Origin of the sequence: Clostridium sp. YIM B02500 (genome assembly GCF_022324665.1) — a bacterium.
Classification (GTDB): Bacteria; Bacillota; Clostridia; order Clostridiales; family Clostridiaceae; genus Clostridium; species Clostridium beijerinckii.
On sequence record NZ_JAKGTE010000027.1, the window covers coordinates 26,933 to 39,978 of the forward strand.

Sequence of the window (13,046 nt, forward strand, 5' to 3'; positions counted from 1 at the left end):
TACATAAGTCTAAGTTATATATTGTTTATCTATATATAAACAATGAATATATGAATTGATCATGTGTAAGGAGGAGGTATTTGTTTGAAAAAATTAAGTCATTCATTTAGTGGAGCATTAAGAATTTTTTCATTTTGGATTGCAAATGGAACTGTAGGTTATCCGTTGTTAGAGGGGATTGATTATTCGTGTATATTTGAAGAACCAAGTGCTATGGAACAAGCATATGCAATCTTTGCTAACGTAATTGAAATGGACGATGACGGTAATGTGCTAAATGCAAAATATGCTGAGAAGAGAGCTGCGCAATTTATAAGAAGTTATGTTGACGAAAATTATGTAGTAGATCCACCTTTAGAAGGATGGGAAGTACAACTTTATTGTTGTGACAGCAAATTAAATGATATGTAATGGGCGTTACTTAGATATAAATATAATATTGTAGTGAGTAGACGTAGCTTGCAGCTGCTGATCTTGTACATATTTTACTTATAAATTCTGTTTTCTATTTACAAAAGCAGTAGTCAGGAGGTCACCAACTACTGCTTTTTTATATTAAAAAATAAACATGAAAGGTGATAATATTTTCTGTTTATTTCTTTTAAGAAATAATGTGCATTGAGAAAATGTCAATTATATTAATTAATATATTGTAGAACAAGAGAAATGTTACAAAATAGAAAAGATAATAAATTAATATAGTAAGCTTAATTTATTATGGCAGTATATAGATAACCCAACTAAGACCTGAACTTATGCATATAACTCGCCGAAATGAATAACATACTTTTGTTCCAGTTTCTGGTTAATTCTGATGGGTGATTCTAAGGCTATAAAGTTGCACCCAAAGTGCTAGCCTCAAAGAACAAGCTTTGAACTAGCACATTTGGAACAACTTATAGCCAAAGAATCACATCCATCAAAATTACCAATGAAACATTCCACAAAAATATATTACCTATTTCTAGTTGGGATATATTTCATGGTGTAAATCTAACTTATAATTGGATTATCTATATGTAATTAACAAATCTATGTTTGATAAGTTTTTTACGAGGAGGGATTATATATGATATATAATCCCTTAGGTATATATGATACAAAAGATATTCAGCTATTATAAGTATATTAAGCAGGCCTAAAAAAAGAACAAAAGACAGTAAACTATTAATTAATTTACTGTCTTTAGGCAACCTGCCAAGCTATAAAAGATTAGCATTTATAGCATTAGCAAATTTCCAGTATTTATACTATGGATTATTTTGGATTCATGTAATATAATATCTCATAATAACATCAAGGTGGTGATTTTATTTTATGAAAGATGTGACTATAGATACAATCAAAGATACAATAAGAAATCTTCCAGAAGAAGAACAAGAAATAATACTACACTTGACAGAGATATTTGAAGGAGAAGAATATACTATTAATGAATATGTTAAGAAAGAATTGATTGATAGATAATATAGAACTTTTTATAGTAGTATGATAAAATAATATAAATCCATTGCAAAAGAAAAAATTATATATGAGGAATGCAGTCATTGAGTTGGCTGCATTTTATTTTTAAATGGGCCATAAGAAATGGTAATTAATACGTATTATTTTGCATAATTGAACACGATGATTTTTATATTAAAAAATACTATTAAGAAATGCAAATGAAGATAAATTAGGAAAGAATATTTAGAATATCTCTATTATTTAGCAAAGAAATAGAGATAGCGAACACCCAGGAATGCTATCTCTATTTTCAGTAAGAATTTAATAATAATATTATTTTCTTAGGTTAAAAAGAATCTGTAGTTAAAATATAGATTCTTTATTAGTGTAATTCGAAAGACTGACAATCAGTACATTCTACACTTTTAGGACTAGATTCATGAGTACCTACTTTAATTTTGTCTAAAGTGCAGTAATCGTCTTCTTTACAATGATATTTGCACTCTGCTACAGAACATCCAATGCTTTCGTTATGTTTCATATTAATCACTCCTTAATCTTATTTCTATAATATTATTTGATAAAAATTTTATTTTATACTTTATATATAAGATGCATCTTCAAACATTTTCTGAATATTATGGCTCTTGAGGTTATAAAAATATATGTATTTCTGGTATAAGTGTATACAACCTGCTGCTTAGAACCTTCAGCGATATTTTCATAGCTTTTCGGAATAAAATATTTATGATTTCAGTACGTTACCACATAAATTTAGTTTTGAAGTTAGTTTATTCCATAGATAACACTATGAAATATCCTTCAACCAGAAATGAGCGATATACTTTTGTAACCACAAGGGTCATAATATGGAATGTTTCATTTGTAATTTTGATGGATGTGATTCTTAATTGAAATTCCAAATCTATGATTTGGTCAATTGAAATTACTCAGTGAACGAAGTGAGTCGAGTTTCCTTTGAACTATTCAAAATGTGCTAGTCCAAAAAGTGATGCTCCAAATTTTACATTTGGTAAGCAGAACTTTCTCCGTGAGCGCTTGTTCTTTGAAGCCAGCACTTTGGGTGCAACTTTATAGTCTTAGAATCACCCATCATAATTACCTAGAAACTGGAACAAAAGTATATTATTCATTTCGGTGATGTATACGCATGAGTCTAAGTTATATATTGTTTATCTATACAGTAGAAAATTGAATTGATTTTTTTTACTAAAAATGTTATGGTTATGAATATAAATGTAAATTAGAAAAATTTTATAAATAAAATGTAGGTTTAATTAAAATCAATTTAATTGAATTTTTAAAATGATTTTTAATTAATTAAAAGGGAATTAGGTGAAATTCCTAAACTATCCCGTAGCTGTATTAGAGGAGTTTAAATACATTGGATGCCACTTAAAAATAGGGAAGGCGTATTTAAATGATGATTCTTAAGTCAGAAGACCTGCCTATGTTTTGCACCAAAGGGCACATTAAAGAAAATAGCAAGTCTAAGCGATGTATAATTTTTCGTCAGATGATGAGATAGATGCATCTCATAGAGGATTATTATGTGCATGTGACGATAAAGTATGATAGTAAATAAGCTATTATATCGAATTGTTATCTTTTTAATGTGACTAAACTCTACGAGTGATAGAGGGGGCGTTTTAATGAAAATTTATTTACATATTTTATATGAATAAATATGTTTTGTTATTATGTCTTTTTAACACTTTTGTTAGAAGGACTTTTTATTTTGCAGAAAAATATATGAGAATTACAGACAAGCTATAATAAATCACATATCATGCCATAGCACGCATATATAACTAGCAAACTTTAATTGTTAATTTGTACATAAGCAAATATATATATTGCAAAAATAATTCTTCATCATAATTATAAAAGTATTGCAAGAATTTTAGCTGTAATTGTGAACTGTGAAATGTGCATTGTGAATTGCAACATATATAGATAGAAAATCGAAGGAGATGAGGTATGGAAAAAATAATTATTTTATGTGCTGTGTTTCTGGTGGCTATTTTCTTATTAGTATTTATATGGAAACATCAAAATATGAATGATAATAGGAAGGGAGTTCCCCATCATAATCATAAAATTAGACATAAACATGGAGAAGGATATTCAATTGATTTCTATGCTTATGCTTCAAAAATCAGACATTGGAATGCTGAATTTAAAGTTTATTTATCAATTTTGACGCTTGTTCTATGCATTGTATTTAACAATCCATATGTATCTGCTACCGTGATAATTGCAATGGCTTATCTTACAGTTATTAAAGGGAAAATTCCAGCAGCTGAATACCTGTCAATATTGGCAATTCCAATTACGTTTATTTTACTCAGCACTTTTACTATTGCTATTGATTTTTCAAAGCAGCCAATAGGACAGTACAATTTATACCTTGGGTTTGGCTATGTTTTTACTTCAACTGCTCAGCTTAAGAAAATGGTGTTTTTAATTTTAAAGATTTTTGCAGCTATAAGTGCTCTGCAGATGATGACCTTATCGACTCCAACTTCTGAGATTATTTATGTACTTAGAAAGGCACATGTACCAAAGCTTATTGTAGAATTAATGAGTCTTATTTATCGCTATATATTTATCTTAATGGATGTATTTACAAAAATGAAAAGCTCAGCAAAATCACGTCAAGGTTATTGTGATTTTAAAACTTCATGCTATACATTTGGGAGTATTGCAAGTAATATGCTTATCATTTCACTTAGGAAAGCAAATGCTTATTATGATGCAATGGAATCACGATGTTATGATGGGGACCTTGTATTTTTAGAGGAAGATAAAAATGTAGAAGTTATGCAGATTGTCTTAGCAGCAGTATTTATAATGTTTTTGGTTTTAATTTGGTGTTTTGCAAGGTAAGGCACATTCAAAAAATAATAAATCCACTTGCATCCTTGCCTAGCTCAAAGAAAAATATACACCTTAAAAAAAGGTAGCTATGCTACATATAAGAACATTCTTTAAAAAACGGTAGTTATGCTACAAATAGAATCATTTTCTTAAAAAAGATAGCTATATTACACATAAGATCATTTATCTAGAAAGCGTAGTTATGTTTTATATAAGAACATTTTTTAGAAAGAGAGGTTATTCTGCATACAAGAAGAGTTTTAAATTTGTTATGTATCTTCATGTGCTTAGAAAGGAACGATTATGAGAAAATTAATATTAAAAATTGAAGAGCTCCATTATGATTATGGAAATGGAAAGTCTGCATTAAATGGGGTAAATGTAGATATTTATGAAGGTGAGAAAATAGCTGTCATTGGTTCTAACGGCTCAGGAAAATCCACATTCTTCTTAAATGTAGATGGGGTACTTACCCCAGAACAAGGAAAAATCATCTATAGAGATACTGTTATAAATAAAAAGAATTTAAAGGAACTTAGAAAAAACATAGGAATAGTGTTTCAAGATGCTGATAATCAAATTATTGCATCTACAGTTAGAGCAGAAGTTGGATTTGGACCTATGAATTTAAAACTACCAAAAGATGAAGTATTAAAACGGGTGGATGAAGCACTAGAATATATGAATATTTCTCATTTAAAGGATCGTCCACCTCATTATTTAAGTGGTGGAGAAAAGAAGCGTGTAAGTATTGCTGACATTATTGCAATGAAGTCAGAAATTATAATTTTTGATGAACCAACAGCAGCTCTAGATCCATTAAATGCAATGATGTTAGAAGACGTTTTATTGAAACTTGGGACAGAAGGAAAGACAATGTTAATATCTACACATGATGTGGATTTTACATATAGATGGGCTGAAAGAGTTCTTGTTTTTAATGAGGGGAAAATCATTGCAGATGGGTCACCTATAGAGATTTTTACAAACATGGAAATTTTAAAACAAGCAAATTTGAAACAACCAACGTTGTTAGAAGTTTACGAATCTCTTATAGAAAAAAATATTTTAAAGGATATAAAATCATATCCTAAAAGTATAAAAGAATTTAAAGAAATGCTTTAAAAATAGAAATTTCCACACATATATATAAAGCAGCTATGCTGCAAATAAGATCATTTCACATATATATAAAGCAGCTATGCTGCAATACGGAACTTTCCTGCAAATAAGATCATTTTGCATATAAAAAAAGCAGCCATATTACAAATAGGAATTTATATTATTTTATTATTTAGACTTTAATATTAGAAATATTAAAGTCTTATTGAGGGGGAGAAAAATGAATAAGAAAGAAAAGAGAATTATCGCTCTAGCGGCAGCATTTGCTTTGATTTTTGGAGTAGCTCCAGCAGCAAATGCAATGCACATTATGGAAGGTTATCTTCCACCACAATTTTGCATTATATGGGGTGTTATTTGCATTCCATTCATAGCCATAGGCTATTTATCAATTAAGAAGACATTGGCTGAAAATCGTAGGGCAATTACCATTTTGGCTATGGCGGGAGCATTTGTTTTTGTACTTTCATCTTTAAAGATACCATCAGTAACAGGAAGCTGTTCACATATGACTGGTACTGGACTTGGTGCAATATTATTTGGGCCAAGCGCTGTTAGTATCTTAGGAATCATTGTACTTATTTTCCAGGCAATACTGCTTGCTCATGGGGGAATCACTACTCTGGGTGCTAATACATTTTCTATGGCTATTGCAGGGCCATTTGTTTCCTATGGAATATATAGATTATGTAAGGCTTTAAAAGTTAATAAATATGTAGGCATTTTCTTGGCTGCATCAATTGGAGATTTATTCACTTATTGTGTAACAAGTATCCAGCTTGCACTTGCATATCCATCTGAAAACGGCGGATTTATTGTATCGGCAGCTAAATTCCTTGCAGTATTTGCACCAACTCAAGTTCCACTTGCAGTTATAGAAGGGATTTTGACAGTTGTTATTATAATTGGCCTTGAAACATATGCAAAATCTGAATTAACAGGTCTTGGATTAGTGAAGGGAGGAGAAAATTAATGTCAAAGACTAAGAAAACAGTTATAATTCTGCTAATTATTGCGGCATTAATTGCTGTTATTCCATTATTCACATTAAGAGGCGCTGAATTTGGTGGATCTGATGATGCTGGAAGTAAAGTAGTTTCTGAAATTACAGGTACTGAGTACAAGCCGTGGTTTAAGCCAGTTATGGAAACTTGGATTGGTGGAGAATTGCCAGGAGAGGTGGAGAGCCTGCTTTTCTGCGTGCAGACAGGTATTGGAGTTGGCGTAATTGCATTCCTAATGGGAAGGTTTGTAGAGAGACACAAAATAGAAAAAGATAAGAAAAAGTAATATTTCTTTTATCCATTAGGAGATATTCTGTGGAGTATATTGGTGTCCTTATTTCTTAATTATAGGTTGGATAAAATAATTAGAAACATAAAATATAAAAAATACCTAAGTAAGAGCTGATAAATAATACATAGTCAGCTCTTTTATTAATTTATTTGATGCCTAGCTATTATGACATTAGAGATAGAAACTTTTATATGAAAGATTTAGCGTAGTAAATAATAAATACTCTTTTAAAATCGTGTAATGTGATATTTGTAAAATATGCTATAATACTAAAGTATGTTCGCTGGGATTAATATACAGGGGTAAGAAGAAATACTTAACTTGTTACTAGTACAAACGGACAAGCTTTTTCATGCAATTATGCACTTATGGGGTTTATTGGAATGTATGTCGTCAGCATGTGAATAAAAGTGAGTGTTTAGTTGTAATTTGCTTAAGATTATAGTTAATCTAGAAATAAGTGTCGGGAGGAATTTATGAATATAAAACAGCTTTGGAATAAAGCTATATCAATTTTAAAAACAGAAATAGTTTTTACTATATCATTATTTTTGGCACTAGGTACGTCTCTGATTTCTATGCCCAAAATAGAGTATATAAATTTTGAGGTACTAATATTAATGTTTAATCTTATGATAGTAATAATTGCCTTTGAAAAGTTAAAATTATTAGATAAGATAGCAGTTGAAATATTAATAAAACATAAAAACCTTAGAATGGTTTCATTAATATTAACATCTCTATGTTTTTTTTCTTCAATGTTTATAACAAATGATGTGGCTTTAATAACTTTTGTACCGCTTACTATGATTATTGCTCAAAAAGCGAAGTTTAACCCAATGAAAATAATAATTTTAGAAACTTTAGCTGTGAATATTGGTAGTAGTCTTACTCCAATGGGAAATCCACAGAACTTATATTTATTTTCTTTTTTTGATGTTGGAATGTTAGATTTTTTTAGGGATACAATATTTTTTGTGATAATTGGTGCAATATGGTTATTTGTTCTCAATCGCAGGATCTCAAATGTAAATTTGGAATATGATTTAGATAAAATAGAAATTAAAGATAAAAAAAGCGCAATTATTTATTGTAGTTTGTTTATTTTTATATTACTTTCAGTTTTCAATATAGTTGATTATAGAGTTGCTTTTATAATAACTTTAATTATTAGTTTTGTTATAGAAAAAAAGCTCTTTAAGGAAGTAGACTATTTTTTATTACTTACTTTTGTGTGCTTTTTCATAGCGATAGGAAATTTATCTAATATGACAACTATAGATGAATTAATGAAGAAAGCATTAACAAATAGTACAAGTGTATACTTTTATTCAATATTTTTTAGTCAGTTAATTAGTAATCTTCCTTGTGCAATTTTGCTATCAAAATTCACAAATTCTTGGAAAGAGATATTAGTCGGTGTAAACATCGGAGGAATGGGAACAATTATTGCCTCGCTTGCAAGCTTGATATCGTATAAATTTTATGCTAAAGAATATGATGGGAAAAAATATATGTTTAAATTTACCACATATAATTTTGCCAGCCTTATAATATTCACATTAATATTTTATATATTTTTGGTAATTTGATAAATCATAAATAAGATATTTAAAGAAGTATATAATAGAAAAGTTTTGTATTACTTATAATTTCAGTAACCTTTAATATAGGTATCCAATTTAAAATCATATTTATGTGTGGCAGAACCGAAATTAGATACAAATTTGTTCCAGCGGACTAGTGAAATTTTCGCTGGATAGTTCTAAGTGGAAGGTTGAACCCATTTCTGCATGCTCCAAAAACAAGTTTAGGACAAGCAAAAAATGGAACAACCTTCAACTAAGAACTATCACAACTCAATTTCAAATGCCGATTTCACAAACATGTATCTAATTTCTAGTATAATTCACAAATATTAAAGTATAGGTATATCTCTTGTTTTTGATACCTATATAGATAAGGCAATTATAAGTTAGATTTATACTATGAAATATATCCCAACTAGAAACTGGAACAAAAGTATGTTATTCATTTCGGCGAGTTATATGCATAAGTTCAGGTCTTAATTGGGTTATCTATATTATAAGCAATTAAAATCCGATATAAAAATTACTTAATATATATGCTGCAATTGAATTTCTATATTTTGGTCTTAACTTAGGACTTGCCTAATTGGAATTTTCAATGTAAATTTATTATTACAATATATATGTAGAATTCAATTAGAAAATTATAAAAATATACTTTGAGAATTGAATAATGGGGGATTTTAGAAATATTAAATTTGTTGGATAAGCAGTTATAAATTTATGAAAAAGGGGTTATAAATTATGGTTCTTGAGTTTTTTCAAAATGCATGTATTTTAATAGCGTTTATGAGTATTGCTCAGCATCTTCTTAGAAATAAAAGAATTTTTGAAGATATGTCATTGAAAAGTAAGTTTTTATGGGGACTTTATAGCGGGATATTAGGTGTGATACTGATGATAAACAGTGTACATATTACGCCAGATGCTTTTATTGATTTTAGGTATATACCAATTTTATTTTCTGCTATTTATAGTGGTTTTTTCTCTTCAATTATTGCTTCCATTCTGATAGCTATTTTTAGATCTTTAATTTTGGGAGTGTCTGATATATCACTAATTGGATCAGCAATTGCTTTAGCTATGGGGATCGGATTTGGAATTATTTCTTTATTAAAGATATCAAAAAAACGTAAATATATTTATTCCATGATCTTCTTTGTTATAGCATCAGTTATTTCATCATTTACAGTACCTCAAAATGTTAAATTTGTTTTTCAAGCAGTGAGTTTATACTTTTCTGGATATTTAATAGTATCGTATATCTCAATTAAATACGCAGACTACATATTTGAAACAGTTAGAATTTATCAAAAGTTAAGAAATGAGGCAACAAAAGATTATTTAACTGGCTTGAATAATGTAAGGAAATTTGACAATAGTTTCAATAATATTTCTCAGAGGGCTGTACGAAAAGAAGAAGAGCTATCTATGTTGTTTATAGATATTGATTTTTTTAAGAAAATAAATGATACTTATGGGCATAATGCAGGGGATACTATTTTAAAGAGTTTAGCCTTAATACTTCTTGATACATGCAGGGATTATGATGTTGTATCTAGAATGGGAGGGGAAGAGTTTTCTATAATATTATTAGATTGTTCAGACTCTAAAGCCGCTAAGATTGCGGAAAGACTAAGGGAGAAGGTTGAAGATAATGATTTTTATATTTCAGATAATAAATTTATAAAAATTACAATTTCAATCGGAATAGCATCATATCCTAACACGACAACTCAAATTGATAATTTGCTTGAAATGGCTGACACAGCACTATATCAAGCAAAAAATACTGGAAGAAATAAAGTGGTTTTATTTAACAATGAAGAACATAGAATATAAAAAAATACCTAAGTAAGAGCTGATAAATAATAGATAGTCAGCTCTTTTTTAATTTATTTGATGTTCAGTCACTACACGCTAACGCTAAAAACTTCTTTTGTAAAATTCATCATATCTCTCTTTACGAACTTCTATGCATTTGAAATTTAATAATAACAGTGACAATAAATCCTTTAAATATATAATTCTGAATATAACAGTGCTGACTATGAGTTGGCATGATGTAGTAATCTATAGAATATTCTTTGAAAGTTGGTTAATGAGATATTTCATTAACCAACTTTAAACAGTAAAATTGACATATATATATTAAAATGATAAAATGTCTATTAAATTAATAGACAAGGAGAGGAAAATGAAAGAGCTTATTCGTGATGCAACTATTGACGACTTTAAAAGGGGTTACATATGGGATAGCAAAAAAGCAGAATTTATTTGTTTAATATGCGGAAAATATACAGGTAAAAATAGTAGTGACATAAGCACTCATACAGCAGAGCATGGGAGCCCTATGGACAGAATACTGATGCTTGATAAGAAATATACTGGACTTACTGAAATTCAGAAAGAGCTTTTGGAAATGGTGTCAAACAAGTATAGTAATAAAGAAATCGGAATTAAGCTTGGATGTGCAGAATCAACAGTAAGAAATATGAGATTTGCACTAAGAGAAAGGGCGAGACAAGCAAGAGCTTTTTTAGCAGCTATAGAGTTAGTTGACGATGGGAATAGTAAAATAGCTAATCCAAAACTTAGAAGTTTTCCGGCTAAAGAGGAGAAAAGAAAAGCATTATTACCAAGGTTTGCTAATTTGTTTGAACCAAATAAAGAGTATACGGAAGCTGAAGTAAAGAGAATTATTAAGCCTATTTATGAGGATGACGCAATAATACGGCGATACTTAGTAGACTATGGATACTTGGGAAGAAATGATGATGGAAGTAAATATTATAAGAAATGTGAGGAAGTTATTATGGATAAAATTAATAAAAAAGAGATAATAAATAATTATAAGCAACAAGAAATAGAAATGGGAATAATTCAAATCTATAATACTGTTAATGGATATTCTTTCGTGGATATATGTACAAATTTATATAAACCCTTTGAATCAATCAAATTTCAGCTAAATTTGGGGAGAGCTAAATCTAAAAAATTAAAGGAAGATTGGGCAGCTTATGGAGAAAGTGCCTTCGAGTTTAAAGTTGTTGAAAAACTCGAATCTAATGAAGGTGCTACAGATAAGGAAACGGTTGAGGATCTAAAAGAACTTTTAAACTTGTGGATTGAAAATCAAGGAGAGAATTTAAAATTATATAAATAAATATATAAGCTAATTTGAAATGTTATATTAGGAGGTGAAAATATGATTATAGGTCAAAATGTACTCCATACAAAGTCGGTATGTGCTTGTAGTGGCATTTTGTATGGAGTATTAAGCCACTAATAAAAGTTTTATGCATACGACTTTGTATCCTATTTATTTTAATATTTAGGAGTGAAGCATGTATGAAATATAAAAATGCGAGTAATGTATTACCAGAACATTTACTAGTTGAAATACAGAAATATATTCAAGGAGAATATATATATATCCCTGCACAGCAATCTAGCTATAAAAAGTGGGGAGAAAAATCTGGAATTCGTAAGATTTTATCTAATAGAAATAAAGAAATTATAAGGAAATATAAAGATGGATATAAGATGCTAGATTTAGCAAATGAATATTGTCTTTCTATACATTCCATAAAGCAAATTATTTATAAGAATGATTAAGGGGGGGGGCAATAGGTAACCCTCTTTTTATAAAACGATATAGAATTAAACTTTATCTTGAACTCAATATAGCAAAATAATAGAATATAAATACGAATTGATATAGTACGAATACAATAGTGTTTGTATCTAGAATAATTCGCAATGTTATTGTGGTGTAAGCTGCGGGACTTTATTTAGAAGGAGAAATTTATTATGGAGATTAACTTGATTATAGAAAAAATACTAACCTCATTACAAACAGTTAAAGGTATTGAAGCCATTGTTCTTGGAGGCTCAAGAGCGAAAGGTAATTATTCGGCAAAATCCGATATAGATATTGGTATATATTATAGTGATGGTTCCAAATTAGATTTAGAAGGATTAAATCGATTAGCCACCGAATTAGATGATACGCACCGTTCTAATCTCATAACTAAGATTGGAGAATGGGGCCCATGGATAAATGGTGGAGGATGGCTGCGTATAGACGGATTGCCAACAGATTTTTTATTGAGGGATTTAAATAAAGTATCTAATGTTATAGATGATTGTTTGAATGAGATAATAACAATAGATTATCAGCCTGGTCATCCTCATGGATTTGCGAATACCATTTATGTAGCAGAGACTTATTACTGTAAAATACTTTGGAGTTCCAATAATAGTTTAGTGAATCTTAAAGATAAAATTACTCCATACCCTGTATCTATAAAAACAAGCATTGTAAATAAGTTTTTATGGGAAGCGGGTTTTTCTATTGCACTTGCACACAAAGGAATGTTAAAAGATGATATTGTATATACTACTGGGTGTATTTATCGTGTCATATCTTGTCTTATTCAGGTTATATATGCGTTGAATGAAACGTACATTATGAATGAAAAAGGTTCTTTAGATAATATAGATACATTTAGAATTATACCAAAAGAGTTCAAGAAAAAAATAGAAGATATATTCTATTCATTGGCACCGAATGCTGAAAATATGAAGAAGATTATTGATGAATTATCAAGCATTGTTAAAGAAGTAGAGGGATTGTGTAATTAATAAATCCTACATAATTGTGCAGGAATAGTCGGATGGATAAATGTA

Annotated in this window: 12 protein-coding genes and 1 riboswitch; of the genes, 11 read left to right on the forward strand and 1 reads right to left on the reverse strand. The window is 29.2% G+C overall.

All coding sequences use genetic code 11. The features are described 5' to 3' along the window. The first annotated feature begins 84 nt into the window (after positions 1 to 84). Positions 85 to 411 (forward strand): hypothetical protein, encoded by a 327-nt coding sequence (locus tag L1S46_RS19295; RefSeq protein ID WP_238900763.1) that lies wholly within the window; start codon positions 85 to 87, stop codon positions 409 to 411. A 906-nt stretch (positions 412 to 1,317) separates the two neighbouring features. Next, entirely contained in the window at positions 1,318 to 1,467 is a 150-nt protein-coding gene (locus L1S46_RS19300; RefSeq protein WP_238900764.1) for a hypothetical protein, read from the forward strand. 361 nt (positions 1,468 to 1,828) lie between these two features. On the opposite strand, the gene L1S46_RS19305 is transcribed toward L1S46_RS19300, so the two are convergent. Continuing rightward, a complete protein-coding gene (locus tag L1S46_RS19305; RefSeq protein WP_238900765.1) occupies positions 1,829 to 1,987 on the reverse strand; it encodes a DUF1540 domain-containing protein in 159 nt (52 codons plus the stop codon). A gap of 770 nt (positions 1,988 to 2,757) precedes the next feature. Beyond that, positions 2,758 to 2,934: riboswitch (cobalamin riboswitch) on the forward strand. A gap of 513 nt (positions 2,935 to 3,447) precedes the next feature. Here L1S46_RS19305 and cbiQ point away from each other — a divergent pair. The 9 genes from cbiQ (at position 3,448) to L1S46_RS19350 (ending at position 13,001) form a co-directional block, all read left to right on the forward strand. Then, a complete protein-coding gene (gene cbiQ / locus L1S46_RS19310) occupies positions 3,448 to 4,356 on the forward strand; it encodes a cobalt ECF transporter T component CbiQ (RefSeq protein WP_238900766.1) in 909 nt (302 codons plus the stop codon). Positions 4,357 to 4,650: 294 nt separating this feature from the next. Further along, on the forward strand, positions 4,651 to 5,472 hold the full coding sequence (locus tag L1S46_RS19315) for an energy-coupling factor ABC transporter ATP-binding protein (protein ID WP_238900767.1): 822 nt from the start codon (positions 4,651 to 4,653) through the stop codon (positions 5,470 to 5,472). Positions 5,473 to 5,689: 217 nt separating this feature from the next. After that, positions 5,690 to 6,442, forward strand: a complete 753-nt coding sequence (locus tag L1S46_RS19320) for an energy-coupling factor ABC transporter permease (protein ID WP_077831734.1) — start codon at positions 5,690 to 5,692, stop codon at positions 6,440 to 6,442. Further along, on the forward strand, positions 6,442 to 6,759 hold the full coding sequence (locus tag L1S46_RS19325; protein WP_012059874.1) for a cobalt transport protein CbiN: 318 nt from the start codon (positions 6,442 to 6,444) through the stop codon (positions 6,757 to 6,759). The genes L1S46_RS19320 and L1S46_RS19325 overlap by 1 nt, the downstream gene beginning before the upstream one ends. 482 nt (positions 6,760 to 7,241) lie before the next feature. Beyond that, a complete protein-coding gene (locus tag L1S46_RS19330) occupies positions 7,242 to 8,357 on the forward strand; it encodes an SLC13 family permease (RefSeq protein ID WP_238900768.1) in 1,116 nt (371 codons plus the stop codon). A 741-nt stretch (positions 8,358 to 9,098) separates the two neighbouring features. Next, on the forward strand, positions 9,099 to 10,196 hold the full coding sequence (locus tag L1S46_RS19335) for a diguanylate cyclase (protein WP_238900769.1): 1,098 nt from the start codon (positions 9,099 to 9,101) through the stop codon (positions 10,194 to 10,196). Positions 10,197 to 10,551: 355 nt separating this feature from the next. Then, entirely contained in the window at positions 10,552 to 11,520 is a 969-nt protein-coding gene (locus L1S46_RS19340; protein WP_238900770.1) for a DUF2087 domain-containing protein, read from the forward strand. Between the two features lie 185 nt (positions 11,521 to 11,705). Continuing rightward, a complete protein-coding gene (locus L1S46_RS19345; protein WP_168982562.1) occupies positions 11,706 to 11,972 on the forward strand; it encodes a CD3324 family protein in 267 nt (88 codons plus the stop codon). A gap of 195 nt (positions 11,973 to 12,167) precedes the next feature. Next, positions 12,168 to 13,001 (forward strand): nucleotidyltransferase domain-containing protein, encoded by an 834-nt coding sequence (locus tag L1S46_RS19350; RefSeq protein WP_238900771.1) that lies wholly within the window; start codon positions 12,168 to 12,170, stop codon positions 12,999 to 13,001. The last annotated feature ends 45 nt before the right edge of the window (positions 13,002 to 13,046 follow it).

Coding starts and splice junctions, on each gene's coding strand:
- L1S46_RS19300 (WP_238900764.1), top strand. CDS start 1,318: ATGAAAGATGTGACTATAGATACAATCAAAGATACAATAAGAAATCTT.
- L1S46_RS19305 (WP_238900765.1), bottom strand. CDS start 1,987: ATGAAACATAACGAAAGCATTGGATGTTCTGTAGCAGAGTGCAAATAT.
- cbiQ (WP_238900766.1), top strand. CDS start 3,448: ATGGAAAAAATAATTATTTTATGTGCTGTGTTTCTGGTGGCTATTTTC.
- L1S46_RS19315 (WP_238900767.1), top strand. CDS start 4,651: ATGAGAAAATTAATATTAAAAATTGAAGAGCTCCATTATGATTATGGA.
- L1S46_RS19320 (WP_077831734.1), top strand. CDS start 5,690: ATGAATAAGAAAGAAAAGAGAATTATCGCTCTAGCGGCAGCATTTGCT.
- L1S46_RS19325 (WP_012059874.1), top strand. CDS start 6,442: ATGTCAAAGACTAAGAAAACAGTTATAATTCTGCTAATTATTGCGGCA.
- L1S46_RS19330 (WP_238900768.1), top strand. CDS start 7,242: ATGAATATAAAACAGCTTTGGAATAAAGCTATATCAATTTTAAAAACA.
- L1S46_RS19335 (WP_238900769.1), top strand. CDS start 9,099: ATGGTTCTTGAGTTTTTTCAAAATGCATGTATTTTAATAGCGTTTATG.
- L1S46_RS19340 (WP_238900770.1), top strand. CDS start 10,552: ATGAAAGAGCTTATTCGTGATGCAACTATTGACGACTTTAAAAGGGGT.
- L1S46_RS19345 (WP_168982562.1), top strand. CDS start 11,706: ATGAAATATAAAAATGCGAGTAATGTATTACCAGAACATTTACTAGTT.
- L1S46_RS19350 (WP_238900771.1), top strand. CDS start 12,168: ATGGAGATTAACTTGATTATAGAAAAAATACTAACCTCATTACAAACA.